General features: G+C 73.8%; 29 protein-coding genes. 18 read left to right on the forward strand and 11 right to left on the reverse strand.

Going from position 1 to position 26,247, the window contains the following annotated elements; translation table 11 throughout:
- Positions 1–61 precede the first annotated feature (61 nt).
- Entirely contained in the window at positions 62–397 is a 336-nt protein-coding gene (locus tag ACVMYR_RS18035) for a hypothetical protein (RefSeq protein WP_043967526.1), read from the forward strand.
- Between the two features lie 8 nt (positions 398–405).
- Entirely contained in the window at positions 406–1,335 is a 930-nt protein-coding gene (locus tag ACVMYR_RS18040; RefSeq protein ID WP_457122304.1) for an ATP-grasp domain-containing protein, read from the forward strand.
- Positions 1,336–1,354: 19 nt separating this feature from the next.
- Here the strand turns inward: ACVMYR_RS18040 and ACVMYR_RS18045 are convergent, their stop codons facing one another.
- Positions 1,355–2,323 (reverse strand): COX15/CtaA family protein, encoded by a 969-nt coding sequence (locus ACVMYR_RS18045; protein WP_198956680.1) that lies wholly within the window; start codon positions 2,321–2,323, stop codon positions 1,355–1,357.
- Positions 2,324–2,421: 98 nt separating this feature from the next.
- Here ACVMYR_RS18045 and ACVMYR_RS18050 point away from each other — a divergent pair, with 98 nt between their 5' ends.
- From ACVMYR_RS18050 to ACVMYR_RS18095, 10 genes are all read left to right on the forward strand, one after another.
- Positions 2,422–3,210, forward strand: coding sequence for a helix-turn-helix transcriptional regulator (locus ACVMYR_RS18050; protein WP_457122270.1), 789 nt, complete (start codon positions 2,422–2,424; stop codon positions 3,208–3,210).
- Positions 3,207–4,637, forward strand: coding sequence for a Fe-S cluster assembly protein SufB (sufB, locus tag ACVMYR_RS18055; RefSeq protein WP_077939169.1), 1,431 nt, complete (start codon positions 3,207–3,209; stop codon positions 4,635–4,637). The genes ACVMYR_RS18050 and sufB overlap by 4 nt, the downstream gene beginning before the upstream one ends.
- A 49-nt stretch (positions 4,638–4,686) precedes the next feature.
- Positions 4,687–5,832: a Fe-S cluster assembly protein SufD gene (gene sufD, locus ACVMYR_RS18060; protein WP_457122271.1), complete on the forward strand. Its 1,146-nt coding sequence runs from the start codon at positions 4,687–4,689 to the stop codon at positions 5,830–5,832.
- A complete protein-coding gene (locus ACVMYR_RS18065) occupies positions 5,832–6,176 on the forward strand; it encodes a non-heme iron oxygenase ferredoxin subunit (RefSeq protein ID WP_077939171.1) in 345 nt (114 codons plus the stop codon). The genes sufD and ACVMYR_RS18065 overlap by 1 nt, the downstream gene beginning before the upstream one ends.
- On the forward strand, positions 6,176–6,949 hold the full coding sequence (gene sufC / locus ACVMYR_RS18070) for a Fe-S cluster assembly ATPase SufC (protein ID WP_074474328.1): 774 nt from the start codon (positions 6,176–6,178) through the stop codon (positions 6,947–6,949). Before ACVMYR_RS18065 ends, sufC begins: the two co-directional genes overlap by 1 nt.
- A gap of 6 nt (positions 6,950–6,955) precedes the next feature.
- Positions 6,956–8,260, forward strand: a complete 1,305-nt coding sequence (locus ACVMYR_RS18075; RefSeq protein WP_457122272.1) for a cysteine desulfurase — start codon at positions 6,956–6,958, stop codon at positions 8,258–8,260.
- Entirely contained in the window at positions 8,260–8,733 is a 474-nt protein-coding gene (gene sufU / locus ACVMYR_RS18080) for a Fe-S cluster assembly sulfur transfer protein SufU (protein WP_043967542.1), read from the forward strand. Before ACVMYR_RS18075 ends, sufU begins: the two co-directional genes overlap by 1 nt.
- Positions 8,730–9,209: a metal-sulfur cluster assembly factor gene (locus ACVMYR_RS18085; RefSeq protein WP_228986978.1), complete on the forward strand. Its 480-nt coding sequence runs from the start codon at positions 8,730–8,732 to the stop codon at positions 9,207–9,209. The genes sufU and ACVMYR_RS18085 overlap by 4 nt, the downstream gene beginning before the upstream one ends.
- 320 nt (positions 9,210–9,529) lie before the next feature.
- Positions 9,530–10,153 (forward strand): LysE family transporter, encoded by a 624-nt coding sequence (locus ACVMYR_RS18090; protein WP_457122273.1) that lies wholly within the window; start codon positions 9,530–9,532, stop codon positions 10,151–10,153.
- 179 nt (positions 10,154–10,332) lie between these two features.
- Positions 10,333–10,974 carry an acVLRF1 family peptidyl-tRNA hydrolase gene (locus tag ACVMYR_RS18095; RefSeq protein WP_077939175.1) on the forward strand — a complete coding sequence of 214 codons (642 nt, stop codon included), beginning with the start codon at positions 10,333–10,335 and terminating at the stop codon, positions 10,972–10,974.
- A gap of 109 nt (positions 10,975–11,083) precedes the next feature.
- Here ACVMYR_RS18095 and ACVMYR_RS18100 read toward each other — a convergent pair whose 3' ends face one another.
- Both ACVMYR_RS18100 and ypfJ read right to left on the reverse strand, forming a co-directional pair.
- Positions 11,084–12,139, reverse strand: coding sequence for a polysaccharide deacetylase family protein (locus ACVMYR_RS18100; protein WP_457122274.1), 1,056 nt, complete (start codon positions 12,137–12,139; stop codon positions 11,084–11,086).
- Between the two features lie 227 nt (positions 12,140–12,366).
- A complete protein-coding gene (gene ypfJ, locus ACVMYR_RS18105) occupies positions 12,367–13,287 on the reverse strand; it encodes a KPN_02809 family neutral zinc metallopeptidase (protein WP_077939187.1) in 921 nt (306 codons plus the stop codon).
- 243 nt (positions 13,288–13,530) lie between these two features.
- Between ypfJ and ACVMYR_RS18110 the strand changes: the two genes are divergently transcribed.
- Positions 13,531–15,135 carry an ABC-F family ATP-binding cassette domain-containing protein gene (locus tag ACVMYR_RS18110; RefSeq protein WP_091278516.1) on the forward strand — a complete coding sequence of 535 codons (1,605 nt, stop codon included), beginning with the start codon at positions 13,531–13,533 and terminating at the stop codon, positions 15,133–15,135.
- 122 nt (positions 15,136–15,257) lie between these two features.
- Here ACVMYR_RS18110 and ACVMYR_RS18115 read toward each other — a convergent pair whose 3' ends face one another.
- Positions 15,258–15,860 (reverse strand): cadmium resistance transporter, encoded by a 603-nt coding sequence (locus ACVMYR_RS18115; RefSeq protein ID WP_228986979.1) that lies wholly within the window; start codon positions 15,858–15,860, stop codon positions 15,258–15,260.
- A gap of 204 nt (positions 15,861–16,064) precedes the next feature.
- Between ACVMYR_RS18115 and ACVMYR_RS18120 the strand changes: the two genes are divergently transcribed.
- The 3 genes from ACVMYR_RS18120 to ACVMYR_RS18130 all read left to right on the forward strand — a co-directional run bounded on the left by ACVMYR_RS18120 (position 16,065) and on the right by ACVMYR_RS18130 (position 19,285).
- Positions 16,065–16,292 carry a helix-turn-helix domain-containing protein gene (locus ACVMYR_RS18120; protein ID WP_007072022.1) on the forward strand — a complete coding sequence of 76 codons (228 nt, stop codon included), beginning with the start codon at positions 16,065–16,067 and terminating at the stop codon, positions 16,290–16,292.
- Positions 16,293–16,338: 46 nt separating this feature from the next.
- The gene (locus ACVMYR_RS18125) at positions 16,339–17,106 is read left to right on the forward strand and encodes an enoyl-CoA hydratase/isomerase family protein (RefSeq protein WP_043967551.1); all 768 of its coding nucleotides are present in this window, start codon (positions 16,339–16,341) and stop codon (positions 17,104–17,106) included.
- A gap of 199 nt (positions 17,107–17,305) precedes the next feature.
- Entirely contained in the window at positions 17,306–19,285 is a 1,980-nt protein-coding gene (locus ACVMYR_RS18130; RefSeq protein WP_077939179.1) for an ABC transporter ATP-binding protein, read from the forward strand.
- A gap of 29 nt (positions 19,286–19,314) precedes the next feature.
- Here the strand turns inward: ACVMYR_RS18130 and mug are convergent, their stop codons facing one another.
- The 6 genes from mug to ACVMYR_RS18160 all read right to left on the reverse strand — a co-directional run bounded on the left by mug (position 19,315) and on the right by ACVMYR_RS18160 (position 23,653).
- Positions 19,315–19,962 carry a G/U mismatch-specific DNA glycosylase gene (gene mug / locus ACVMYR_RS18135; RefSeq protein WP_256091887.1) on the reverse strand — a complete coding sequence of 216 codons (648 nt, stop codon included), beginning with the start codon at positions 19,960–19,962 and terminating at the stop codon, positions 19,315–19,317.
- Positions 19,962–20,723 carry an SDR family oxidoreductase gene (locus ACVMYR_RS18140; RefSeq protein ID WP_457122275.1) on the reverse strand — a complete coding sequence of 254 codons (762 nt, stop codon included), beginning with the start codon at positions 20,721–20,723 and terminating at the stop codon, positions 19,962–19,964. Before ACVMYR_RS18140 ends, mug begins: the two co-directional genes overlap by 1 nt.
- Before the next feature lie 51 nt (positions 20,724–20,774).
- A complete protein-coding gene (locus ACVMYR_RS18145) occupies positions 20,775–21,266 on the reverse strand; it encodes a hypothetical protein (protein ID WP_457122276.1) in 492 nt (163 codons plus the stop codon).
- Positions 21,263–22,087, reverse strand: coding sequence for a DUF692 domain-containing protein (locus ACVMYR_RS18150; protein ID WP_457122277.1), 825 nt, complete (start codon positions 22,085–22,087; stop codon positions 21,263–21,265). The genes ACVMYR_RS18145 and ACVMYR_RS18150 overlap by 4 nt, the downstream gene beginning before the upstream one ends.
- Positions 22,084–23,016 carry a TIGR04222 domain-containing membrane protein gene (locus tag ACVMYR_RS18155; RefSeq protein ID WP_457122278.1) on the reverse strand — a complete coding sequence of 311 codons (933 nt, stop codon included), beginning with the start codon at positions 23,014–23,016 and terminating at the stop codon, positions 22,084–22,086. The genes ACVMYR_RS18150 and ACVMYR_RS18155 overlap by 4 nt, the downstream gene beginning before the upstream one ends.
- Positions 23,017–23,080: 64 nt before the next feature.
- Positions 23,081–23,653, reverse strand: coding sequence for a TetR/AcrR family transcriptional regulator (locus tag ACVMYR_RS18160; RefSeq protein ID WP_043967560.1), 573 nt, complete (start codon positions 23,651–23,653; stop codon positions 23,081–23,083).
- 253 nt (positions 23,654–23,906) lie between these two features.
- Between ACVMYR_RS18160 and ACVMYR_RS18165 the strand changes: the two genes are divergently transcribed.
- On the forward strand, positions 23,907–24,551 hold the full coding sequence (locus ACVMYR_RS18165; protein ID WP_043967562.1) for an HAD family hydrolase: 645 nt from the start codon (positions 23,907–23,909) through the stop codon (positions 24,549–24,551).
- Between the two features lie 335 nt (positions 24,552–24,886).
- Positions 24,887–25,828, forward strand: coding sequence for a serine protein kinase RIO (locus tag ACVMYR_RS18170; RefSeq protein ID WP_457122279.1), 942 nt, complete (start codon positions 24,887–24,889; stop codon positions 25,826–25,828).
- 102 nt (positions 25,829–25,930) lie between these two features.
- Here the strand turns inward: ACVMYR_RS18170 and ACVMYR_RS18175 are convergent, their stop codons facing one another.
- Complete coding sequence (locus tag ACVMYR_RS18175; RefSeq protein ID WP_077939191.1) at positions 25,931–26,176, reverse strand: DUF2630 family protein; 246 nt, start codon at positions 26,174–26,176, stop codon at positions 25,931–25,933.
- Positions 26,177–26,247: the final 71 nt, after the last annotated feature.

Below are 26,247 nucleotides of genomic sequence, written 5' to 3' on the forward strand. Positions count from 1 at the left end.
GCATCACAAATAGTTCATGGTTCTCGCACGTCCGGATGCAACTCTGCTTAGGCTTCGCGTCATGGCAGATGGTTCCGATACGACGCTGACGGCTCAGCAGACCGTCGCCGACCAGACCCCTGACGGCCTGGTCGCGGGCATCAAGTCGTTCGCCGCCGGGCACGGCGGGGCGAAGGCGGTCATCGAGTACGTCGGCAAGCGCGGCGCGCGCATCGTCCTCGTCGGGTCCGACGGGGCCTGGGGCGACCAGTTCGCGGACGACACCGTCGTCGCGCGGGAGGCATGCGCCAAGGCGGGAGTCACCGTCGAGAACGCCTGGGAGCGCGAGCTGATGGACCAGATGCGCCCGAGCAACGACCTCTGGCGGTCGATGGCCCGGCGCACGATGGCCCGTTGACCGATAACTTGACCGACCACCACCAGTCGACCCGGGGGGAACCCCGGGTCGCTATCGTCACCTGCGCCGACCTGCCCGACCTGGAGCCCGACGACCGGCTGCTGCTGGCCCCGCTCGCCGGGCGGGGGATCGCGGCCACCGTCGCCGCCTGGGACGACCCGGCAGTCGACTGGGCCGCGTACGACCTGGTCGTGCTCCGGTCGCCGTGGGACTACGCGCTGCGCCGCGACGAGTTCGTGGCCTGGGCCGACACCGTCCCCCGGCTGGTCAACCCGGCCGACGTGGTGCGCTGGAACACCGACAAGCGCTACCTCGACGAGCTGTCGGCCGCCCGCGTGCCCACGGTGCCGACCGGCTGGGTGGCGCCGTGGCAGCCCTGGACGCCGCCCGCCACCGGCGGCGAACACGTGATCAAGCCGGCGGTCAGCGCCGGCAGCCAGGACACCGGCCGCTACGACCTCGCCGACCCGGAGCACCGCGAGCTGGCCCTGGCCCACCTGCGCCGCCTGTCGGACGCCGGCCGGGTCGCGATGGTCCAGCCGTACCTCGCGGCGGTGGACACCGCCGGGGAGACGGCCCTGCTGTTCCTGGCCGGCCCCGACGGGCTCGCCTTCAGCCACGCGATCCGCAAGGGCCCGATGCTCACCGGCCCCGACCTCGGCCCCGACGGGCTCTACAAGGCCGAGGAGATCACCCCCCGCACGGCCACCCCCGCGCAGCTCGCCGTCGCCGAGCGGGTGCTCGCGGCGGTCCCCGGCGGCACGCGGCGGCTGCTCTATGCCCGGGTGGACCTGATCCCGGGCCCGGACGGCGCGCCCGTCCTGGTCGAGCTGGAGCTGACCGAGCCGTCGCTGTTCCTCGGGTACGCCGACGGGGCCCCCGAGCGCCTCGCCGACGCCGTCGTCACCCACCTCACCCGCCTGCCCCGTCCCCGCTAGGGCGGCCGGGGCGGGGGCGTCAGGCGCCGACCGGGACGGGGGCCTCGGCCGGCGGCGTCGCGGTCTCCCACGCAGGCTGGACCGGCCGGCGCTCCCGGGTCGACCACTGCACGGCGAGGGTGGCCAGCAGGACCAGGCACGAGCCGAGCATGTGCGCGCCGACCAGCACGGCGGGCAGGTGGGTGAAGTACTGCACGAAGCCGATCACGCCCTGCCCCAGCTCCACGGCGACCAGCACGACGGCGGCCCGTTCCGCCCGGCGCGCGCCGACCGCGCGGAACGCGAAGACCAGCGCCACCGACAGCCCGACCAGCAGGAACACCCCGTCGGCGTGCACCTGGGAGATCGCCTCCGGGTCGAGGCCGTTGCGGGCCGCGCCGTGGTCGCCCGCGTGCGGGCCGCTGCCGGTGACCCAGGTGCCGATCACCAGCACCGCGGCGCTGACGACGGTGGTGACCAGCGCCAGCGCCCGCAGCGGCCCCGGCACGGTGGGCACCACGGGGCCGTCCGGCTCGCCGACGCGCCGCCAGAGCGCGTACGCGGCCGCGATCACCACCATCGAGGCGAGGAAGTGCAGCCCCACCACCCACGGGTTGAGGTTGGTCAGCACGGTGATCCCGCCGATCACGGCCTGCAACGGGATGCCGAACAGCACCGCCACCGCGAGCGGCAGCAGCTCCCGCCGCCGTGCGCCGTGCAGCAGCACCCCCACCACCACGGCGAGGGCGATGAGGCCCACGGCGAAGGTGAGCAGCCGGTTGCCGAACTCGATCACCCCGTGCACGCCCATCTCCTGGGTCGTCGTGTACGACGCGTCGGTGCACCGGGGCCAGGTGGGGCAGCCGAGGCCGGAGGCGGTCAGCCGGACCGCCCCGCCGGTGACCACGATGGCCACGTTCGCGATGATCGAGGCGAGCGCGAGGCGGCGCAGCAGGGTGGCGGAGACCGGGAACCGGACGGATCGCTTCACGGAGCGAATCCTACGCACCGTAGTGGAACCCGATCGGGTGACTCTGGCGCTGCGGTGGTTCGGATCACCGGCACCCGGGTTTGCGGCCCCCCGGCGAATTACGTAACGTGGGCGTTGTGAAAAACGCGGCGGCGCTCTCCGGGCAGCAGCCGGCGGCCGGTCCGGTCGCCGGTGCGTCCGCGTCCGCCCGCCCGGAGTCTGCTCCGCCCGCGCCCGCGGCCGGTTCCGCCGCGGCCGACCTGTCGACCCGGGACCGGGTCACCCAGCTGCTGCTGGAGCGCGGGGCGACCACCGCCGGGCAGCTCGGCTCGGCGCTGGGCCTGAGCCCGGCGGCGATCCGCCGGCACCTCGACGCGATGCTCGCTGACGGTGACGTGATCGCCCGCGAGCAGACCGTCCGGGGCAGCCGGGGGCGGGGCCGCCCGGCGAAGGTCTTCGTGCTGACCGACGCGGCCCGGGGCCGCTGCGGCACCCACCACTACGACAACATCGCCACCGCCGCGCTGCGCTGGATCTCCCGCAACGGCGGCTCGGCGGCGGTGGAGGCGTTCGCCGCCGACCAGGTCGCCGCCCTGGAGGACCGCTGCCGCGCGGCCATGGAGGACGCCGGCGACGATCCCCTGGCGCGGGCCGAGGCGCTCGCCGGGGCGCTGACCGCCGAGGGCTACGCTGCCAACGCGTCCACGATCGCCTCCGGCGGCCAGCTCTGCCAGCACCATTGCCCGGTGGCGCACGTGGCCGCCGAGTTCCCCCAGCTGTGCGAGGCCGAGACGGCGGTGATCTCCCGCCTGGTCGGCACCCACGTGCAGCGTTTGGCCACCATCGCGCACGGCGACGGGGTGTGCACCACGCACATCCCGGCCCAGTCCCGTAACACCGTCACCACTGTGAGGACAGATAGATGACCGAGCAGATCGTCCAGCCCCTGACCCAGGAGGAGCAGCTCGCCGCCCTCGGTCGCTACGAGTACGGCTGGGCCGACCCCGACGTCGCCGGGGCCGCCGCCCAGCGCGGCCTCAACGAGGCGGTGGTGCGGGACATCTCGGCGAAGAAGAACGAGCCCGCCTGGATGCTCGACCTGCGCCTGAAGGGCCTGCGGCTGTTCGGCCGCAAGCCGATGCCGGCGTGGGGGGCCGACCTCACCGGGATCGACTTCGACAACATCAAGTACTTCGTGCGTTCCACCGAGAAGCAGGCCACCAGCTGGGAGGACCTGCCCGAGGACATCAAGAACACCTACGACCGGCTGGGCATCCCCGAGGCGGAGAAGCAGCGGCTGGTCGCCGGCGTCGCGGCGCAGTACGAGTCCGAGGTCGTCTACCACAAGATCCGCGAGGACCTGGAGGAGCAGGGTGTCCTCTTCCTGGACACCGACACCGCCCTCAAGGAGCACGAGGACGTCTTCAAGGAATACTTCGGCACGGTGATCCCGGTCGGCGACAACAAGTTCGCCGCGCTGAACACGTCCGTGTGGTCCGGCGGCTCGTTCATCTACGTGCCGAAGGGCGTGCACGTGGAGATCCCGCTGCAGGCGTACTTCCGGATCAACACCGAGAACATGGGCCAGTTCGAGCGGACCCTGATCATCGTCGACGAGGGCGCGTACGTGCACTACGTCGAGGGCTGCACCGCGCCGCTCTACTCGTCCGACTCGCTGCACAGCGCGGTCGTGGAGATCATCGTCAAGAAGAACGCCCGGTGCCGCTACACGACCATCCAGAACTGGTCGAACAACGTCTACAACCTCGTCACCAAGCGCGCCGTGTGCCACGAGGGCGCGACGATGGAGTGGGTCGACGGCAACATCGGCTCCAAGGTCACCATGAAGTACCCGGCGGTCTACATGACCGGCGAGCACGCCAAGGGCGAGGTGCTCTCGGTGGCCATGGCCGGTGAGGGCCAGCACCAGGACGCGGGCGCCAAGATGGTGCACGCCGCGCCGCACACCAGCAGCACCATCGTGTCGAAGTCGATCGCCCGGGGCGGCGGCCGCACGTCCTACCGGGGCCTGGTGCAGGTGCTGGAGGGCTCGCACAGCAGCCGCAGCACGGTCAAGTGCGACGCGCTGCTGGTCGACACCATCTCCCGCTCCGACACCTACCCGTACGTCGACATCCGCGAGGACGACGTGTCGATGGGGCACGAGGCGACCGTCTCCAAGATCAGCGACGACCAGCTCTTCTACCTGATGAGCCGGGGCCTGAGCGAGGACGAGGCGATGGCGATGATCGTCCGCGGCTTCATCGAGCCGATCGCCAAGGAACTCCCGATGGAGTACGCCCTGGAGCTCAACCGCCTGATCGAGCTCCAGATGGAGGGCGCGGTCGGCTGACGCCGCCGCCCAGCCAGACACCGTCGCCTTAGAACAGACCAAGGAAGAGATGACTACCCAGGCTTCCGCGCCGCCCAGCACCAAGTCGCAGGCGCTCCGCTCGTACGACGTCGCCGACTTCCCGGCCCTGACGGGCCTGGAGGAGGAGTGGCGCTTCACCCCGCTCAAGCGCCTGCGCGGCCTGGTCGGCGGCGACGCGCAGGCCGCCACCGGCGTCGTCCGGCACGAGCACGGCGACCTGCCGGCCGGCGTCACCGTGTCCCGGGCCGGCTCCGACGACCCCCGGGTGGGCAGCGTGCTCACCCCGGTCGACCGGGTCAGCGCCCTGGCGTACGGCGGGGCCGGGCAGGCGCTGCTGGTCGAGGTGGCCCGCGAGGCGGTCGTCGCCGAGCCGGTGCGCCTGCGGGTGGTCGGCGACTCCGCCGAGGGGCTCGCGTTCGGCCACACCTTCGTCGAGGTGGGCCGGTTCGCCGAGGTGACCCTGGTGCTGGAGCACGCCGGCTCGGCCACCCTGGCCGACAACGTCGAGGTGTCGGTGGCCGACGGTGCGAAGCTGACCCTGGTCACGGTGGCCGACTGGGCCGCCGACGCCGTGCAGGCCCAGCACCTGAAGGTCCGGCTGGGCCGGGACGCCAGGGTCGTGCACGTCCAGGTCACCCTCGGCGGCGACCTGGTCCGGCAGTACACCTCGGTGGAGTACACGGGCCGGGGCGGCGAGGCCGAGCTGTACGGGCTCTACTTCGCCGGCGGCGGCCAGCACCTGGAGCACCGCCAGCTCGTCGACCACAACGTGCCCGACTGCCGCAGCTACGTCGGCTACCGGGGCGCGTTGCAGGGCGCCGACGCGCACACCGTCTGGGTGGGCGACGTGCTGATCCGCGCCGAGGCGACCGGCACCGAGACGTACGAGATCAACCGGAACCTGCTGCTCAGCGACGGCGCGCGGGCCGACTCGGTGCCCAACCTGGAGATCGAGACCGGCGAGATCGCCGGCGCCGGGCACGCGAGCGCGACCGGCCGGTTCGACGACGAGCAGCTGTTCTACCTGATGGCGCGCGGCATCCCGGAGACCGAGGCCCGCCGCCTCGTGGTCCGCGGCTTCTTCGCCGAGCTGATCAACAAGATCCCGGTCGAGGAGCTGCGCGACCGGCTCGGCGACGCCATCGAGGCCCGGCTGGCCAAGGGCGGCGTCTGATGATCAGGATCTGCGCGGCCGACGACGTGCCGAAGGGCACCGTGGTCAGCGCCGACGTCGACGGCACCCCGATCGCGCTGGTGCACGGCGAGGACGGGGAGTTCTACGCCGCGTACGACGAGTGCTCGCACGCAGCTGTGGCCCTGTCGGAGGGCGAGGTCGAGGGCTGCACGCTGGAGTGCTGGCTGCACGGCTCCCGCTTCGACCTGCGCACCGGCGAGCCCACCGGGCTGCCCGCCACCGAACCCGTTCCGGTCTATGCCGTCGAGGTCCGCGACGGCGACATCTACCTTCCCGTGGGCGCCGACGGCCGCCCGACGCCGAGCAATGGAGTGACCCGATAATGAGCACCCTGGAGATCCGCGACCTGAAGGTGTCGGTCAAGCTGCCCGAGGGTGAGCTCAAGCCGATCCTGTCCGGCGTCGACCTGACCGTGCGGTCGGGGGAGACCCACGCGATCATGGGCCCCAACGGCTCCGGCAAGTCCACCCTGGCCTACTCGATCGCCGGCCACCCGAAGTACGAGATCACCGGCGGCTCGGTGACCCTCGACGGCGTCGACGTGCTGGCCATGTCCGTCGACGAGCGGGCCCGCGCCGGCCTCTTCCTGGCCATGCAGTACCCGGTCGAGGTGCCCGGCGTGTCGGTGGCCAACTTCCTGCGCACCGCCAAGACCGCGATCGACGGCGAGGCGCCGAAGCTGCGCACCTGGGGCGGCGAGCTGCGCGGCGCGATGCAGCGCCTCCAGATGGACCCGGCCTTCGCCCAGCGCAACGTCAACGAGGGCTTCTCCGGCGGCGAGAAGAAGCGGCACGAGATCGTGCAGCTGGAGCTGCTCAAGCCGAAGGTGGCGATCCTCGACGAGACCGACTCGGGCCTCGACGTCGACGCGCTGCGCGTGGTCAGCGAGGGGGTCAACCGGGTCCGCGACACCGGGGACACCGGCCTGCTGCTGATCACCCACTACACCCGCATCCTGCGCTACATCAAGCCCGATTTCGTGCACGTCTTCGTCGCCGGGCGGATCGTCGAGCAGGGCGGCCCGGAGCTGGCCGACAAGCTCGAGGACGAGGGCTACGAGCGGTACGTCGCCGGGGCCGGCGCGGCGCGGGCCTGACCGACGATGTCCTCTCTGACCATCCCGGCCGGCATGCCGCAGTTCGACGACGTGCCGCGCTTCGACGTGGCGGCGGTGCGCGCGGACTTCCCGATCCTCGACCGGGAGGTCAACGGGCACCCGCTGGTCTATCTCGACAGCGCGAACACCTCGCACAAGCCGCGGCAGGTGCTCGACGTCCTCGCCGAGCACTACGCGCGGCACAACGCCAACGTTTCGCGCTCGGTGCACACCCTGGGCACCGAGGCGACGGAGGCGTACGAGGGGGCCCGGGCCAAGATCGCCCGGTTCGTCAACGCGCCCAGCGTGGACGAGGTGGTGTTCACCAAGAACTCGACCGAGGCGATCAACCTCGTGGCGTACGCGTTCTCCAACGCGTCGCTGCGCGCGGACGCCGACCCCCGGTTCCGGCTGGGCCCCGGCGACGAGATCGTGATCTCCGAGATGGAGCACCACTCCAACATCGTCCCGTGGCAGCTCCTCGCGGAGCGCACCGGCGCGACCCTGCGCTGGTTCCCGGTCACCGACGCCGGGCGGCTCGACGAGTCCGGGCTGGACGACCTGGTCACCGAGCGGACGAAGATCGTCTCGCTGGTGCACATGTCCAACATCCTCGGCACCGTCAACGCCACCGCCCGGATCACCGCCCGGGTGCGCGAGGTGGGCGCGCTGCTGCTGCTGGACTGCTCGCAGTCCGTGCCGCACCTGCCCATCGACGTGGTTGACCTCGACGCCGACTTCGTCGTCTTCACCGGGCACAAGATGTGCGGCCCGACCGGCATCGGGGTGCTGTGGGGCCGCGGCGAGCTGCTCGCGGCGATGCCCCCGGTCATGGGCGGCGGCTCGATGATCGAGACGGTCACCATGGCCCGGTCGACGTTCGCCGCGCCGCCGGCCCGGTTCGAGGCGGGCACCCCGCCGATCGCCGAGGCGGTGGCGCTCGGCGCGGCGGTGGACTACCTCACCGGCCTGGACATGCGGGCGATCCAGTGGCACGAGAAGGAGCTGACGGCGTACGCGCTGGACGCCCTCGCCACCGTGCCCGGCCTGCGGATCTTCGGGCCGACCGTGCCGGTGGGCCGGGGCGGGACGATCTCGTTCGCGCTCGGCGACATCCACCCGCACGACGTCGGGCAGGTCCTCGACTCGCTCGGCGTGCAGGTGCGGGTCGGGCACCACTGCGCGAAGCCGGTGTGCACCCGGTTCGGCGTGCCGGCCATGACGCGGGCCTCGTTCTACCTCTACACCACCACCGGCGAGATCGACGCCCTGGTGGGCGGCCTGGAGCAGGTGCGGAAGGTGTTCGACTGATGCAGCTCGACCAGCTCTACCAGGAGATCATCCTGGACCACTACAAGCGCCCCCACGGCCGTGGCCTGCGCGACGCCGACGACCCGACGGACCGGGTCGCCGAGGCGCACCACGTCAACCCGACCTGCGGCGACGAGGTGACCGTCCGGGTCGCCACCGACGGCGTCGTGCTGCACGACGTCTCGTACGACGGCATGGGCTGCTCGATCAGCCAGGCGTCGGCGAGCGTGCTGCACGAGCTGCTGCGCGGCCGGGAGGCGGGGGAGGCGTTCGCCGTGCACGAGGCGTTCGTCGAGTTGATGTCCGGCCGTGGCCAGGTCACGCCGGATGAGGACGTGCTCGGTGACGGGGTGGCGTTCGCGGGTGTCGCGCGCTACCCCGCCCGGGTCAAGTGCGCGCTGCTGCCGTGGATGGCGTTCAAGGACGCGGCGGCGCGCGCCGGGGTGGGCGCGAGCCCGGAGGTGAAGGCATGAGTTCTGACCAGACCGCCGGCGCGCCGCAGGACGGCGCCGTGGCGACCGACGCCGCGACCCCGGCCACCGAGGGCACGGCCCCGTCGGCCGCCGGCAGCGGTGGTGACGCCGGTGCGGCCGGCGTCGCCGACGCCGGCAGCGGCGCGGGCGGGAAGGCCGCCGTCGCCGACGTCGAGGAGGCGATGAAGGACGTCGTCGACCCCGAGCTGGGCATCAACGTGGTCGACCTCGGCCTGGTATACGGCGTGCACGTCGACGACGAGAACGTCGCCACCCTGGACATGACGCTGACCTCGGCGGCCTGCCCGCTGACCGACGTGATCGAGGACCAGGCCAGGCAGGCGCTGACCACCGGCCCCGGCGGGGGACTGGTGAACGACATCCGGATCAACTGGGTCTGGCTGCCGCCGTGGGGCCCTGACAAGATCACCGACGAGGGGCGCGACCAGCTCCGCTCCCTCGGCTTCAACGTCTGATCCCCGTCGAGGTCCGACGCTCGCCTGCGTCGTTGCTTCCCGTCGAGCGCGGCACCCGCCCGGGTGCCGCGCTCGACCCGTTCCGGACCGGGGACTCCCGATCGGGGGTCGAGCGGCCGCCGACTGCGCCCGAGGGCCACTCGACCCATGATCGGCACGGTCTCGGCCCGCGATAAACCGCTGGTCAGGCGGGTGGGCGCGACGCACCATGGGCGGATGATCGAGACGTACCGGATGATGCCTGCCCCTGTCCCCACGGCCGTGGCCGGCGGTCGACAGCGGGCGGTGCCGCCGGCCGCCCCGGTCCTGCGCCGACCGTCGTGACCGGGGCGTTCCTGGCCGGTCTCGCGGCCGGCTACGGCGTCGCCGTGCCCGTGGGCGCGATCGCCGTGCTGATCATGGGGCTGAGCGCGCGGACCTCGTTCCGGGTCGGTGCCGCCGCCGCCCTCGGGGTGGCCACCGCCGACGGCGTCTACGCGGCCGTGGCCACCCTCGGCGGGGCGGCGGTCGCCGGCCTCGTCGCCCCGGTCGCCGGGCCGCTGCGGCTGGTGGCGGCGGCCGTGCTGCTCGCCATCGCGGTGCGTGGCGCGTGGCAGGCGCTGCATCCCCGCCCGGTGGGTGCGGCGGGTCGGCGGCGCGGCCTGGAGAGCCCGGGCCGCGCCTTCGCCGGGTTGCTGGCGCTGACGATGCTCAACCCGGCGACCGTGGTCTACTTCGCCGCGCTCGTGCTCGCCCGCAACGACGGCCACGGGGTCGGCCCGGCCGCGGCGGCGGCCTTCGTGGCCGGCGCCTTCCTCGCCTCGGCGAGCTGGCAGCTGCTGGTCGCCGGCGGTGGCAGCGTGGTCGGCCGGGCCCTCACGGGCCCGCGCGGTCGCCGGGTGACCGGCCTGGTGTCCAGCGCGATCATCGCCGCGCTGGCCGTCGTCATCCTGCTGACCGCCTGACCGCACTTTCGGCTCCGCCGGCTGCGCCGCCCCGTCTCCCGCCGCCCCGTCTCCCCGCCGGCTGCGCCGGCGTGATGCTCCGGACCTTGGACAGTTGACGTTCGAGCGGAACGGTGATTGTCCAAGGGCCGGGGCGGGTGGGGCGGACGGTCGGCTGCCGGTGCCGTAGGTTCGGGGCCATGAGCAGCAGACCGGCGGCCGGCGGCGGACGCTGGGTCGAGGTGGCACCGGCCCGCGTCGACCGCTGGGTGGACGGCTTCGCCGACCGGCACGGCCCACCCACCGCGACGGCCCAGGAGTACGGCCTGCTGCTCACCGCCCCGGACGGGGCCACCGCCGCCCTGCACACCCCGCCGGGCGCGCCGCCCGGGGCCGACGTGCCCGGGTTCGTGGCCGCCGCCCGCGCGCCGCGCCGGATCGGCCTGCTGCTCGCCCGCAAGGGCGCGGTGGCCGTCGGTGTCGCCGAGGGGGAGAAGCTGGTCGTGTCGAAGGTGGACACCCGCTACGTGCAGGGCCGCACCGCCGCCGGCGGATGGTCCCAGCAGCGGTTCGCCCGGCGGCGGGACAACCAGGCGAAGGCGGCCCTCGGCGACGCGGCCGAGCTGGCCGTCCGGCTGCTCCTGCCGGAGGCGGCCCACCTCGCCGCCGTGGTCTGCGGTGGCGACCGCCGGGCGGTGGACGGTGTGCTGGCCGACCGGCGGCTCGCCCCGCTCGCCGAGTTGCGCGCCGACCGCCTCCTCGACGTCCCCGAGCCCCGCCTCGCGGTGCTGGTCGACGCGATCGCCGCCGCCCGCGCCGTCCGAATCCTGGTCCGGGGGTAAGGAAGGGCACCTTGTTAACGCATTCTGCATAGGAAGGGGCCCCTGCAATCACCCCGCGCCGGCTTCCCGCCCGGGCCGACGGGAACGGCCCGGGCGGGAAGCTCCGGGGTCAACCGGTGGTGCAGGAACGGATCTGCGGCCGGGCGCTGCTGTTGCCGTTCATCATCGTGGTGAAGCCGAACGTGTTGCCGCTGCCGTTGGACCGCATCGTCATCACGTAGCCGGTGCTGTCCCAGCTGGCGGTGCCGTTCCAGGTGGTGCTGACGCGCTGCGGCGCGGTCACCGCCACGACCACCGTCCAGTTGCTGGCCCCCTGGACCGTCACCGAGGTGTTGTACCGGTCGCCCCAGACGTTGGGGAAGGTCGCCGTCGCGGTGCATCCGCCGCCGGGCGGCGGCGTGGTCGGGGAGCCGGTCGGCGGCGCGGTGGTCGGCGGCGGGGTGCCGTCGGGGGCCACCGCCCGGCCGGTGCTCGGGGAGATCATGCCGGGGCAGAGGCCGCGGCTGTTCAGGTTTGCCATGATCTGCGGGATCGCGTCGCGGGTGTTCTGGATGCCGTCGTGCATCAGGATGACCTGGCCGTCCTGGAGCCGGCTGGCGTTGGAGACGATCTGGCTGACGCTGGCACCGTTCCAGTCCTGGGAGTCGACGTCCCAGATCACCTGGCGCAGGCCGAGCGAGGAGGCGACCGACTGGAGGGTCGAGTTGGTCTCCCCGTAGGGCGGGCGGAACAACTGCGGCCGGACGCCGGTCGCCGACTGGATCGCCGAGTTGGTCTGGGAGAGGTCCGACTGCATCTGGCTCTGGTTCATCGAGGTCATGTGGGCGTGGTTCCAACTGTGGTTGGCGACCCACATGCCGGCGTCGACCTGGGCCCGCGCGGCGGACGGATTGCCCTGCACGTTCTGCCCGACATTGAACATGGTCGCCCGGACGTTGTTGGCCCGGAGCACGGACAGCAGGGCATTGGTGCTGCCCGTCGGCCCGTCGTCGAAGGTGAGGCCGACGTAGCCGTTGCAGGCTGCGGCGCTGGACGGGGTGGCGGCGACCGCGAGACCGGTCGCTGCCAGCGCCACGGCGGCGGTGGCGAGCACCGCCAGTCGGTGGGCGTGGCGCGCTGCTCGGGGTGGTGACGGGCGGCGGGGGCCGCTGATGCTGGCGAACATGCGCAGGTCCTCCCGGGGGCGGTGACGTTCGACGATGCCCGACATCAATAGGTGTAGATGGATGCCGTGGTGGCACGGAGTATTGCAGCGGCATTTCGAACGGGTCAACGAATTCCGGAAGTTTTCGGAAACTTTTCGAACGGGTGGCCCGGAGGGGAGCTCGACCCGGCCGGCGACGGCCGTCGGCCGGGTCGGGCTCCGCTGCGCTGGCTCGCCGGGTACGAGGGTCAGGCGCCGCCGCCGAAGGTGTCGCACTGCTTCGGGTCGCCGGTCTCGTACCCCTTGGTGAACCACTGCCGGCGCTGCTCGGAGGTGCCGTGGGTGAACTCGTCCGGGTTGACGGGGCGTCCCGAGCGCTGCTGGATGGCGTCGTCGCCGATCTTCTCGGCGGTGTCGATGGCCTGCTGGATGTCCTGCTCCGAGATGCTCTTGAAGATCTTCTGGCCCTGCTCGTCGGCGGTGCCGGTGGCGTTCTTGGCCCATGCGCCCGCGTAGCAGTCGGCCTGGAGTTCCAGCTTCACCGACAGGGCGTTGGCGTTGGCCGGGTCGCGCTGCTGCTGGCGGCGCATCTGCGCCTCGGTGCCGAGCAGGTCCTGCACGTGGTGGCCGTACTCGTGGGCCAGCACGTACGGCTGGGCGAACTCGCCCTTGGCCCCGAGCTGGTCGGCGAGCAGGTTGTAGAAGGTCAGGTCGATGTAGACCAGGTCGTCGGCCGGGCAGTAGAACGGGCCGACGCCCGAGTCGGCCTGGCCGCAGGCGGTGTTGACGCCCTGGCTGAAGAAGACGGTCTTCGACGGCTGGTACTGCTCGCCGAAGGTCTCCGGCAGGGCGGTGCGCCAGTACGCCTGGATCGAGTTGACGTAGAGGGTGTTGCGGCAGTCGAGCTGCTTGAGGGCGTCGTCGGCGGAGCACTTCTGCTCCAGCGAGGTGTTGTCGCCCTGCCCGGACCCGTCGCCGTCGAAGGCCGCGTTCAGGCCGAAGCCGCCGCCGACCAGGGCGACCAGCACGGCGACGATGATGCCGACGATGCCGCCGCGTCCCCCGCCGATCGGGATCGGGATCCCGCCCAGGCCGCCGCCGCCTCCGCCGGACCCCCGCCGGTCGTCCACCTGGCTGGTGTCGATCCGCGCGTTCTCGTTCAGCTCCATGTTGACCCCGATCACCGATTCGTCACGTGTGGTGGTTGCGGTGCCGGACCGGGTCCGGACGACGCCTCCGTACCCGATGATCTTGACCGGTAATCCGGGCGGCGCGCATCGGGCGGCCCGGTACACTTGCCCCGTGCTGCGCTGCGAAGGCTGAACCGCCCCGCGCCGACGGGAACATCGACCCGCCGGCGCTTTCGCGTGCCCTGAGTCAGCCCTTCCAGACCCCGAGAGCGAGTCCCCGACATGATCACTGCCACCGGCCTGGAGTTGCGCGCCGGCGCCCGGATCCTGCTGTCCGACACCACGCTGCGGGTGCAGCCGGGCGACCGCATCGGCCTGGTCGGCCGCAACGGCGCCGGCAAGACCACCACGCTGAAGGTGCTCGCGGGGGAGGGGCAGCCCTACGCCGGGCAGATCGACCGGCGCAGCGCCATCGGCTACCTCCCGCAGGACCCGCGCACGGGCGACCTGGAGGTCACCGGCCGCGACCGGGTGCTCTCCGCCCGGGGGCTGGACGTGCTGATGGCCCAGATGCAGGAGGTCGAGGCCCAGCTCGCCGAGAACGCCGACGACCGGCTGGTCCGCCGCTACGGCGCGCTGGAGGACCAGTTCGCCGCCCTCGGCGGGTACGCGGCCGAGGCCGAGGCCGCCCGCATCTGCGCCAACCTCGGCCTGCCCGACCGGGCCCTCGCCCAGACCATCGGCACCCTCTCCGGCGGCCAGCGTCGCCGCGTCGAGCTGGCCCGGATCCTGTTCCGCGACGCCGGCGAGAACGGCGGCGGCATCCTGCTGCTCGACGAGCCCACCAACCACCTCGACGCCGACTCGATCACCTGGCTGCGCGGGTTCCTCGCCAACCACAAGGGCGGGCTGATCGTGATCTCCCACGACGGTTCGCTGCTGGAGTCGGTGGTCAACAAGGTCTGGTTCCTCGACGCGACCCGCTCGGTGGTCGACGTCTACAACCTGGGCTGGAAGGCGTACCTGGAGGCGCGGGAGACCGACGAGCGCCGCCGCCGCCGGGAGCGGGCCAACGCCGAGAAGAAGGCCGGCGCGCTGATGGCCCAGGCCGACAAGATGCGGGCCAAGGCCACCAAGACCGTCGCCGCGCAGAACATGGCCCGCCGGGCCGAGAAGCTGATCTCCGGGCTGGAGGAGGTCCGGGTCTCCGACAAGGTGGCCAAGGTCCGCTTCCCGAACCCGGCGCCGTGCGGCAAGACGCCGCTCACGGCGACCGGCCTGTCCAAGTCGTACGGGTCGCTGGAGATCTTCACCGACGTCAACGTGGCGGTGGACCGCGGGTCGCGGGTGGCCATCCTCGGCCTCAACGGCGCGGGCAAGACCACCCTGCTGCGGATGCTCGGCGGCCTGCTGGAGCCGGACACCGGCGAGGTGCACGCCGGGCACGGGCTGCGGCTGGGCTACTACGCCCAGGAGCACGAGACCCTGGACGTGGAGCGGACGGTGCTGGAGAACATGCGGGCCGCCGCGATCGAGCAGACCGACACCGAGCTGCGGAAGATCCTCGGCGCGTTCCTCTTCTCCGGCGAGGACGTCGACAAGCCGGCCGGCGTGCTCTCGGGTGGGGAGAAGACCCGGCTGGCCCTGTCCACCCTCGTCTGCTCCGGCGCCAACGTGCTGCTGCTCGACGAGCCGACCAACAACCTCGACCCCGTCAGCCGGGAGCAGGTGCTGGACGCGATCGCCCGCTATCCGGGGGCGATCGTCCTGGTCACCCACGACCCGGGCGCGGTGCTGGCGCTCAAGCCGGACCGGGCGATCCTGCTCCCCGACGGCGACGAGGACGCCTGGAGCGACGACCTGCTCGAACTGGTCGAGCTGGCCTGACCGGCCGGCGCGCCCCGGCGACCGCTCCGGGAGGGGGTCGCCGGAGCTGCGGGCGAAATGGGAATTTCCGCGCCTTTTGCGGTGGGCCGTCACTCTCTGCACCGTGCGTGCCCTCGGCGCGCTCAGCCGAGGATGCCGCCCAGCCGGGTGAGGACCCCGGAGGTGACCAGGATCAGGGCGCCGATCGCGACGAAGACGACGGGGACCAGCCAGTGGCCGACCCGGCCGACCCACCGGACCACGGCCGGATGGCCGCCGAGGCCGGCGGCGACGGCGCACCAGAGGCCGACCAGCGCCGCGAACACCACCAGCCAGACCAGGGCGTCGGCCGGGGCGAGGGAGCGGAACACCGGCACGTAGACGGCGATGTTGTCGGCGCCGTTGGCGATGGTCACCCCGGCCACACCGAGCAGCCCGCCCACCACGGCGGGCGGCCCGTCGTCGTCCGAGCGGGCCAGCAGGGCGCGCACGCCGAGCGCGATCGGGAGCAGGCCGAGCAGCCCGGTCCACGGATCGGGCACCACGAGCAGCCCGGCGGCGGCGACCGCGGCGGCGGCGACCAGGGCGCCGATGCCCAGGTACTGCCCGGCGACGATGTGCCCGGGGCGGGGTCGGCCGGTGCTCCGGGCGGCCACGAACAGCACGGTCAGCACCACGACGTCGTCGATGTTGGTGGCGGCGAACACCAGCGCCGCGCCGGCGGCGGTCGCGATCAGGTCGGTCACGCCAGGCAGGGTACGGCCGCCGCGCCCGCCGCCCCGGCCCGCCCGAACGGGGTACGGCGACCGGCCGACGTCACCCTATCGGGTAGCTGACAATGCATAGCGTGTCGGTTGGCGAATAGTTGATATCTGGCGCATGATCGTTCGAGGCGGTCTAATAGGTGGGACCGTATCCGAACCGCACAGTCTGGGACGTGAGGAATCAGCATGGCAGCCACTGGCACAGCCACCAGCACTGAGAAGGGTCGCCGGATCGTCGGAGCCGAGCGTCAGACGCTCGCCAAGGACCTGGTAAAGCGGTACACCGGCGGAGAGAGCATCCGGGCGCTCGCGGCCTCCACCGGCCGTTCCTACGGGTTCATCCACCGGGTGCTCACCGAGTCCGGCGTGCAGCTGCGTCAGCGCGGCGGCGCGCGGCGCCGCAAGAAGGCGTGACCCGCCCACCGACGTCGTCCATCAGCGCCGTCCCCCGGGCCGCCCGGTGACCCCTGGCGCGGTCGGGGTACGACTCGACTGCGACGGGCCGGTGGCGACGGTGACGTTGTGCCGGCCCGACGTGCTCAACGCGCAGACCCCGGCGATGTGGCGCGCGATGAGCGACTTCTCCCGTGACCTGCCCGGCGACGTGCGCGTCGTCGTGGTGCGCGGCGAGGGGCGGGCCTTCTCCGCCGGCCTCGACCTGTCGGTGGCCGGCGCGTCCGGCCCCGGCTCGTTCGCCGAGCTGGCGACCCTGCCCGAGCAGGAGTGCGCCGACCGGATCGCCGACTTCCAGGCCGGCTTCACCTGGCTGCACCGGCCCGACGTGGTGTCGGTGGCCGCCGTGCAGGGCCACGCCATCGGCGCCGGCTTCCAGCTCGCGCTCGCCTGCGACCTGCGGGTGCTGGCGACCGACGCCAAGCTCTCCATGGCCGAGGTGACCCTCGGCCTGGTTCCCGACCTGGCCGGCACGAAGCGCCTCGTCGAGCTGGTCGGCTATGCCCGCGCCCTGGAGATCTGCGCCACCGGCCGGCGGATGGACGCCGCCGAGGCCGACCGGCTGGGCCTGGCCACCCTGGTGGTGCCCAACGCCGAGCTGGACGCCACGGTGCGCGACCTGACCGCGGGGCTGCTCGCCCACCCCCGGGACGCGGTGGTGGAGATCAAGGCGCTGCTCGCCGGTGCCGCCGGCCGGTCCCACGCCGAGCAGCAGCGGGCCGAGCGCGAGGCGCAGACCCGCCGGCTCCGTGACCTCGCCGGCCGGGGCGAATAGCCGGCCCCTCGGCAGAGCGCACCAACCGGACCCTCGGCAGGGGGACAGCCGGACCGTCGGCCAGCGGGCCGGCCCACCACCCGGTGGGAAGAACGGTAAGGACTTTCCGGGAAGAACCGGCTTACGGCCAAGGTTGTCGTAGCCGTCGGGACAATCGACCTGACGGCACGAGCCGACCACGACCCGGAGGTGACGCGTGATGTCCGACGGTGGCATGGCCGGCTGGAGCATGATCCGGTCGATGCGCAACCAGGACGAGGTCTCCGCCCACCGGCTCAGCCGCGGCACCGCCCGGCGGATCGTCGAGTTCGCCCGGCCCTACCGCCGCGACATCGTCGTCTTCCTGGTCACGGTGGTGATCGCCGCGGTGATCGGCGTGGCCACCCCGGTGCTCGCCGGCGACGTGATCAACGCGATCAGCCGGGGCGGCGCGGAGGCCGGTTCGACCGTGGTCCGCCTCGCGCTGGTCATCGCCGTGCTCGCCGTCGCCGACGCGCTGTTCTCGCTGGTCCAGCGGTGGTATTCGGCGCGCATCGGCGAGGGCATCATCCTCGACCTGCGCACCCGGGTCTACGACCACGTGCAGCGGATGCCGTTGCAGTTCTTCACCCGCACCCAGACGGGCGCGCTGGTCAGCCGGCTCAACAACGACGTGATGGGCGCCCAGCGGGCGTTCACCTCCACCCTGTCCGGGGTGGTCAGCAACGTCATCCAGCTCGTGCTCACCGCCGGGGTGATGCTCACCCTCTCCTGGCAGATCACCGTGCTGTCGCTGGTCATGCTGCCGATCTTCATCGTCCCGGCCCGCCGGGTCGGCCGGCGGCTGGCCGACATCACCCGCGAGTCGTACAACCTCAACGCCAACATGAACGCCACGATGACCGAGCGGTTCGGGGTCGCCGGGGCGCTGCTGGTCAAGCTGTTCGGCGCGCCCGAGGTGGAGGCGCGCCGGTTCGCCGGCCGGGCCGAGCGGGTCCGCGACATCGGCATCCAGTCCGCGATGTACTCGCGGACGTTCTTCGTGGCGATGCTGCTGGTCGCGTCCCTGGCCCAGGCGCTGACCTACGGCCTCGGCGGCTGGCTCGCGGTCACCGGCAGCGTCAGCGCCGGCACCGTGGTCACCCTCGCCCTGCTGCTCACCCGGCTGTACGGCCCGCTGACCGCGCTGTCCAACGTCCGGGTGGACGTGATGAGCGCGCTGGTCTCCTTCGACCGGGTCTTCGAGGTGCTCGACCTGCGTCCCGGCATCGCGGAGAAGCCGGACGCCGTCGCCGTGCCGCGCGGCAACGGCCGGGTGGAGTTCCGCGACGTGCGGTTCCGCTACCCCGCCGCCGCCGAGGTGTCCCTGGCCTCGCTGGAGGAGGTCACCACCCTCGACCGCACCGTCAACGAGCCGGTGCTGCGGGGGGTCTCGTTCGCCGTCGAGCCCGGGCAGATGATTGCCCTGGTCGGCCCGTCCGGTGCGGGCAAGTCCACCCTGTCCATGCTGATCCCCCGGGTCTACGACGTCACCGACGGCCAGGTGCTCGTCGGCGGCGTCGACGTGCGCGACGCCACGCTCGCCTCCCTGCGCGACGAGATCGGTGTGGTCACCCAGGACTCCCACCTGTTCCACGAGACGATCGCCGAGAACCTGCGCTACGCCAAGCCGGACGCCACCGACGACGAGATCTGGGCGGCCCTCGCCGGCGCGCAGGTCGCCGACCTGGTGCGGTCCCTGCCCGACGGGCTCGACACGACCGTCGGCGAGCGGGGCTACCGCTTCTCCGGCGGGGAGAAGCAGCGCATCGCGATCGCCCGGCTGCTGCTGAAGGCCCCGTCGATCGTGATCCTCGACGAGGCGACCGCGCACCTGGACTCGGAGAGCGAGGCGGCGGTGCAGCGGGCCCTGGCGGTGGCGCTGACGGGGCGTACGGCGCTGGTCATCGCGCACCGGCTCTCCACGGTCCGCGACGCCGACCAGATCCTCGTCCTCGACGAGGGGCGGATCGTCGAGCGGGGCCGGCACGAGGAGCTGGTCGCCGTGGGCGGCCTCTACGCCGAGCTGTACCGCACCCAGTTCGCGGTGGCCGACTCGCCCACCCCGTACGTGGACGCGACCGGCCCCGAGACCGTGATCACCATGCCGATGGCCACCTACGTCGCCGACGAGGCGATGCCCCCGGCCGCCGCGAACTGACCCCGGTGGCCGGCGTGCCCACCCGCCGGTCAGGCCGGCGCGGCGGTGGCGGCGCGCAGCTCGCCGAACGCCGCGCCCAGCGTCTCGGCGGTGAAGTGGGCGTTGAGCCCGCTCGGGTTGGGCAGCACCCACAGCCGGGCGTCGCCGAGCAGCTCCGGCTGCGGCCCGAAGGCCGCCTTCGGCCGGCCGAACCCGATCCGGTACGCGGTCACCCCGACCACCGCCACCCATGCCGGCCGGTGCCGGCGCACCTTCGCCGTCAGGATCCGCGCGCCCTCGACCAGTTCGTCCGCGGTCAGCTCGTCGGCCCGGGCGCTGGCCCGTGCCACCATGTTGGTGATGCCCAGCCCATACCCGGGCAGCGCGTCCTGCTCGCTCGGGTGCAGCTGGCGGGGGGTGAAGCCGCCCCGGTGCAGGGCCGGCCAGAACCGGTTGCCCGGCCGGGCGAAGTGCCACCCGGTGGCCGCCGACCACAGCCCCGGGTTGATGCCGACGAAGAGCACGGTCAGCCCCGGCCCGATGACGTCCGGGATGGTCCGCTCCGCCGCCGCGGCCAGCTCCTCGCGCGTCGGCCGGCGACGCTCCGGCCCGCCGGTCACCCCTGCCGGCCCGCCGGTCAGCCCAGCTCGTGTGTCGAGGCGGTCCGCCGCGCCGGGACCACCCGTCGGGGCGGCCATCACAGGCCGCGCAGCGCGCCGCCGTCGACCGGGAGGGTGATCCCGGTCAGGTAGCCGGCGGCGGGGGAGAGGACGAACGCGGCGACCCGGCCGAACTCGGCGGGATCGCCGATGCGGCGCAGCGGGATGCCCGCCTCGGCCTCGACCCGGGCCCGCTCGGCGTCCCCGGAGGCGGCCAGGAGCTGCCGGTTGCGGTCGGTCATGATCCGCCCCGGGAGCAGCCCGAGCACGCGCACGCCGCGCGGGCCGTACTCGTCGGCCATGTCCTTGGCCACCCCGGCCAGGCCGGGGCGCAGCCCGTTGGAGATGCCCAGCCCGGCCAGCGGGGCGCGGGCCGAGGTGGACAGGACCAGCCCGATCGCGCCGCCGTCGGTCAGCGCCTCGGCGACCGTGCGGGCGGTGCGGACGGTGCCGAGGAAGACCGTCTCGAAGGACTCGCGCCACTGCGCGTCGGTCGTACCCGCCGCGGTGCCCGGCGGCGGCCCGCCGACGGAGACCAGCGCGCCGTCGAGCCGGCCGAACTGCTCCCGGGCGGCGGCGACCAGCCGCTGCGGGGTGGCCGGGTCGCTCAGGTCGCCGGCCAGCCCGATCGCCCGCTCGGGGCCGCCGAGCCGCCGTACCGCCTCCGCCACCTGCTCGGGGGCCCGGGCGGAGACGACCACCCGCGCCCCGTCGGCGACGAGGCACTCGGCGGTGGCGAAGCCCAACCCCCGGGAGGCCCCGGTCAGCACGTACACCCGGTCGGTGAGTCCCAGATCCATGCGCCGATCCTGCCGTACGCCGGTGGGGGCGGCCACCGGTGGGCCGGGCGGCTACCGGTGGGCCGGACGCAGCAGGCGTACCCGGCCGGCGAGCCGCACCGCGACGGCGCCGCCGGCGCGGGCCAGGGACGGCAGGCGGCGTGGTCGCGGCGGTGTCGCGCCGTCGTAGCGGCTGGCCGCCTCCCGCACCGCCAGCTCCTCCGCGCCCAGCGGCGGCAGCTCACCCCGGCGGTGCAGCTCGCGGGCCAGGTCCCAGCCGTCGCGCAGCGAGCCGTTGGTGGGCCGGCCGTCGGCCCAGCCGGCGAACGTCGCCGGCCAGGCGTCGCCGAGGCCGGCGGCCAGCAGCGGCCAGTGCCGGGCCACGTCGCCGGCCCGCTTGCGCAGCAGGGCGCGGCGGGCGGCGTCGACGGGGGCCGGGGCGAACCCGGCCGGCAGCGGCCCGCCGGCGACGAGCGCCGCCACCAGCTCCGCCTGCCGGGCGGCCAGGTCGCCGCCGCCGGCGCCGGGCGCGATCACGTCGCCACCGCCCCCTGGCGCGCTCACGTCACCGCCGGGTATCCGGACGCCGCGGCGATCGCGTCCAGCTCGGCCCGCAGCGCCGACGCGGGCGGCCAGTGGCCGTCGCGTTCCAGCAGCAGCGCGGGCGGGCGGTGCCGGGCGCACAGCTCGCCGACCAGGTCGAGCACGGCCGGCGGCACCGGGTCGGTGTGCGTGTCGTGATAGAAGCCGCCCTGCTCGGCGCCCCCGGCGACGTGCACGTACGCCACCCGGTCCAGCGGCAGCCGGTCCAGCAGGGCGAGCGGGTCGGCGCCCCGGTTGCGGGCGTTGGCGTGCACGTTGGCGATGTCCAGCAGCAGCGTCGCGCCGGTCGCGTCGAGGATCTCGGTGAGGAAGTCGGCCTCGTCCAGCTCGTCGTCGGGCCAGTCGAACAGCGCCGCGATCGGCTCCAGCGCCAGCGGCACCGGCAGGTCGGCCTGGGCGCGGCGCACGTTGGCCACCACCGCCGCCACGGCCTCCCGGCTGCGCGGCAGCGGCAGCAGGTGCCCCGCCTCCAGGCCGCCGGCCCGCACGAACGCGATGTGCTCGCTGACCAGCGGCGCGCCGACCAACTCGGCCACCCGCGCGAGGTGGGCCACCCGGGCCGGGTCGACCGGCTCCGCGCCGCCGAGGGAGAGCTTCACCCCGTGCGGTACGACGGTGACCCCGCGCTCGACCAGGGCGGCGAGGCCGGGCGGCGGTGGCCCGTGCGGGGCGACCGCCTCGGCCACCACCTCGACGAACCGCAGCCCCGGCAGCTCGGCCACGAACCCGGCGATCTCGGGCCGCCAGCCGATGCCGACGCCGGTGGGACCCGGGCCGGTCATCCGCCGCAGCCCCCGCCGCAGCCGCCGCCACCGCAGGAGCTGCCCCCGCTGCACGAACTGCCGCTGCAGGAACTGCCGCTGTCCGACGAGCCGCCGCTGCACCCGCCGACCGAGGTGCTGCCGGTGCCGGACAGCGCCTGCCGCTGGATCTCGGCCTGCTCGGCGAAGCCCGGGTCCATGGCCCACAGGGTGGCGGTGCCGAACAGGGCCACGCCCATCGCCGCGCCGGCCGCCCCGTAGGTCGCGTACGCCGGGCCGGAGGCGGGGGCGAGGTGCACGTTGGTGCGGCGCAGCTCGCGCAGGGCCCGCTCGGCCGCCCTGGTCCGCCACGGCACCCGGGCCAGCAGCGCGGAGGCGATGGCCAGGGGGATCACGGCGAGCACCAGGAAGGCGACCGGCCGGCCGTTGGACAGTCCCGCGAAGATCCGGAACCCGCCGAGCAGGACGAGGAGGAACACCGGGAACGACCCGCGCTGGGCGGACTGGCGTCGGGCCGCGCTCAGCGCGAGGCCCTGCTGCTCGAGGCCCTGGCGCAGCTGGTCGAGGGCCTGCTGCACCCAGCGGTCGCGGCCCAGCTCGCGGGCGTACAGGCCCTGGTTGGCGGCGTGGTGGACCGCCCGGTCCAGCGGGGTCGCCCCCGCCGGCAGGGAGCCGCCGACGGCGAGCCGCCGGTCGGTGCGTACGCCGACGACGCCGGTGCCGCGCAGCCCGCCCAGCGAGGTCCAGATCGCGAGCTGGTTGCCGCCGTTGAGGTAGGCCACCTGCTGGGGGCCGAGCTGGGCGCCGCCGACGGACGACGGGCCGGCGAGGACCCGCCGCCGGTGGACGATCGCGCCGATCACGACGACGAGGCCGGCCAACAGGTAGAAACCGAGGAAGGTGGGCCCGGGGATGCCCCAGGTGTCACCGGGCGCCGCGAGGACTCTCATGCTGCTGCTCCTGTCGCGCGAGGGGGTCGCGGGCCCATTGTGGGACAGGCCCGCCACGCGGCCGTCAGCGGCGGCGGACGGCCTCCTCGACCAGGTCGAGCACCGGGCCGAGGTCGCCGGCCGGGCGGCCCATCGCCAGGTGCAGCACCAGGCCGTCGTAGGCGAGTTCGAGGAACCGGGCCAGCACGTCGATGGGTACGTCCTCGCGGAGCACCCCGGCCTCCCGCTGCCGTGCCAGCCGGTCCCGGGTGGCCTCGGCGATGGCGGCGGAGCGTTCGGCCCAGCGGCGGGCGAACGCCGGGTCGGTGCGCAGTCGCCGGGACACCTCCAGTTGGCTGCCCAGCCAGCCGGTGGTGTCCGGGGAGACGGCGCGGGCCAGCAGGTCCCGCATCACCTGGACCAGGCCGTTGCGGGCGACCGTCTCCACCATGGCCGCCGCGTCGTCCTCGGCGACGGCGAGGAACAGCGAGTCCTTGTCCCGGAAGTGGTGGAAGATCGCGCCCCGGGACAGGCCGGTGGCCTCCTCCAGCCGCCGCACGGTGGCGCCCTCGTAGCCGTGCCGGGCGAAACAGGCCCGCGCCGCGGCGAGAATCTCCTGCCGGCGGGCGTCGAGCTGGTCCTGACTTACTCTGGGCACGGCACGATCGTGTCAGGTGGCCCGCCGCCACGCAAACCGTACGTACGGCTTGTAACGTGCCGGCAATGTGGCCGTGCCTGATCGTGGGGCGCCGGCCCCGGCGCCGGCTCTGCCGTGGCCCGGCGCTGGCCACGGGTGGTGCCGGCGGGGACCCGATGCGTGATCGGCCGACGGGTGGCCGGCTACCATCGCCCGGTGACGCCGTGCCTGCCGGCCCTGTCGGCTGGCGGCCCGTCTCCCTTAAGGTGCCCGAGTGCCGCTGCTCCTGCTGGATCTGGACAACACCCTGCTCGACCGGGCCGGGTCGTTCCGTGCCTGGGGTGAGCGCTTCCTGGACGGCATCGGCGCGCCGGCCACCGACATCGACTGGCTGGTGTCGATCGACGCCGACGGGCTGACCGACCGGTGGGACGTGGCGGACGCGATCCGCGACCGGTACGGGCTGCTCATCTCCTCCCTGGACCTGGTGGAGGAACTGCACGACGGGGTGGTGGTCAACAGCCGGCTCGACCCGCTGGTGGCCTGCGCCCTGCGGATCGCCGACGACGCCGGCTGGGTGCCGGTGGTGGTGAGCAACGGCAGTGTCCGCCAGCAGGACGCGAAGATCCGCCGCACCGGCCTGGACCGGTACGTGGCCGACTGGGTCATCTCCGAGGAGGCCGGGGTCAGCAAGCCCAACCCGAGGATCTTCGCGCTGGCGGCCCGGCGGGTCCGGATGCCGCTGCGCGGCGCGTGGGTGGTGGGGGACAGTCCGGAGGCCGACATCGGCGGTGCGGCGGCAGTGGGCCTGCCCAGCGTCTGGCTGCACCGGGGACGGGTCTGGACGGACACCCGGTTCGCCCCCACCTTCACCGTCGACGGGCTGATCGCCGCCGTAGCCACCGTCCTCGCCGCCTGACACCCCCGACCCCCCACCCCCCGACCTCCCACCCCCACCCACCCCGGTCCGGGCTCACGCCCGGCCCGCTTCGGTGATCAAGAGGTTCGCGTCACCGTAGAGATCAACTCAGACGCTTCTCTCTTGATCACCGGGGCCGGCGGGGGTGGGGGTGGGGGCTGGCGGGGTGGAGCGGGGGTTAATTGGTTGCGGGGTGGGGGTGGGTGGGTCAGCATGGTGCCGCGCGTCGGGCGCAGCCGGGTCGTCCCGGTCGAGGAGGGGAGGTCGGTCATGGCCGTCTTCGCAGGGCTCTTCCACCTGCCTTCACCAGCCTCGATCAAGGGATCACCAGCACAGTGCGTGACGACGACTTCCCGGCGCGCGGGCGCCGTGGCCGCGGCAAGGGCCGCTTCGACGACGACGAACCCCAGTTCCTGAAGCGTGGCCGGCCCGCCGAGCCGGTCCTGACCGACCCGGACCCGGGTCCGGACGACGACGCCCCCGGCGGCGACGCCTGGTCCACCTGGGATCAGGCCGTGCACGGCCCCGAGCCGCACCCCGCCTGGCTCGTCACCGAGCCGGCCGCCCGGGACACCGACCTCGGGGTGCTCAAGACCGGCAAGGAGGCGGACGTCCACCTGGTCCGCCGGGCTGTGCCGGACACCGACCGGTCGTGCCTGCTGGCGGTCAAGCGCTACCGCGACGCCCAGCATCGGCTGTTCCACCGCGACGCCGGCTACCTGGAGGGTCGCCGGGTGCGCCGGTCCCGGGAGAACCGGGCGATGGCCGGGCGCACCGCCTTCGGCCGGCAGATGATCGCCGGGCAGTGGGCGGCCGCCGAGTTCGCCGCCCTCTCCCGGCTCTGGGAGATCGGCGCGGAGCACGGCCGGATCTCCGTGCCGTACCCCGTGCAACTGCTCGGCACCGAGCTGATGCTGGAGTTCGTCGGCGACCCCGACGAGGGGCTGGCCGCGCCCCGGCTGGCCCAGTGCCGGCCCGAGCCGGCCGAGCTGCGCTCGCTGTGGGAGCAACTGGTCGACGCCCTGGTGGTGCTGGCCCGGGCCGGCTACGCCCACGGTGACCTGTCGCCGTACAACCTGCTGGTGCACGCGGGGCGGCTGGTCATGATCGACCTGCCGCAGGTGGTCGACGTGGTGGCCAACCCGCAGGGCCCCGAGTTCCTGGCCCGCGACGTGCGGGTGGTGGGGGCCTGGTTCACCGCGCGTGGCCTGCCGGCCGACGACACCGATCCGGCGGCGCTGACCGCGCTGCTGCTGCGCGAGGCCGGCATCCGCTGAGCCGCGTCGGGTGGGCATCGGGCCGGTCCCGGTGCCCACCCGGGTCGGCCGCCCGGGGGCACCGGGCCCGGGGCGGCCCGCAGTCGCCGGCCGCCCCGCCGGTCACTGGAGGTAGCGCTCCACCTCCGGCACGGGGCGTACGCCCTGGGCCTCGGGGTCGCCGTGGGCCTGGCGGGCGGCCCGCCGCCGGCGCAGCAGGTCCCAGCACTGGTCCAGGGACTCCTCCAGGTCGCGCAGCCGATCCTGCTCGTCGGCGGTGCCGGACTCCTTCGTCTGCGCGGCCGCGCGGAGCCGGTGCTCCTCGTCGACCAGTTCGGAGATCCGGTTCAGGATGGTCTTGTCGTCCATGCCCCTGAGCCTGGCACAGCGGGTCGGGCCGCGCCCGCTTCTCCCGCGCGTCGGGCCGACGGACGGGGTCG

This window comes from Micromonospora sp. PTRAS2 (genome assembly GCF_054052245.1).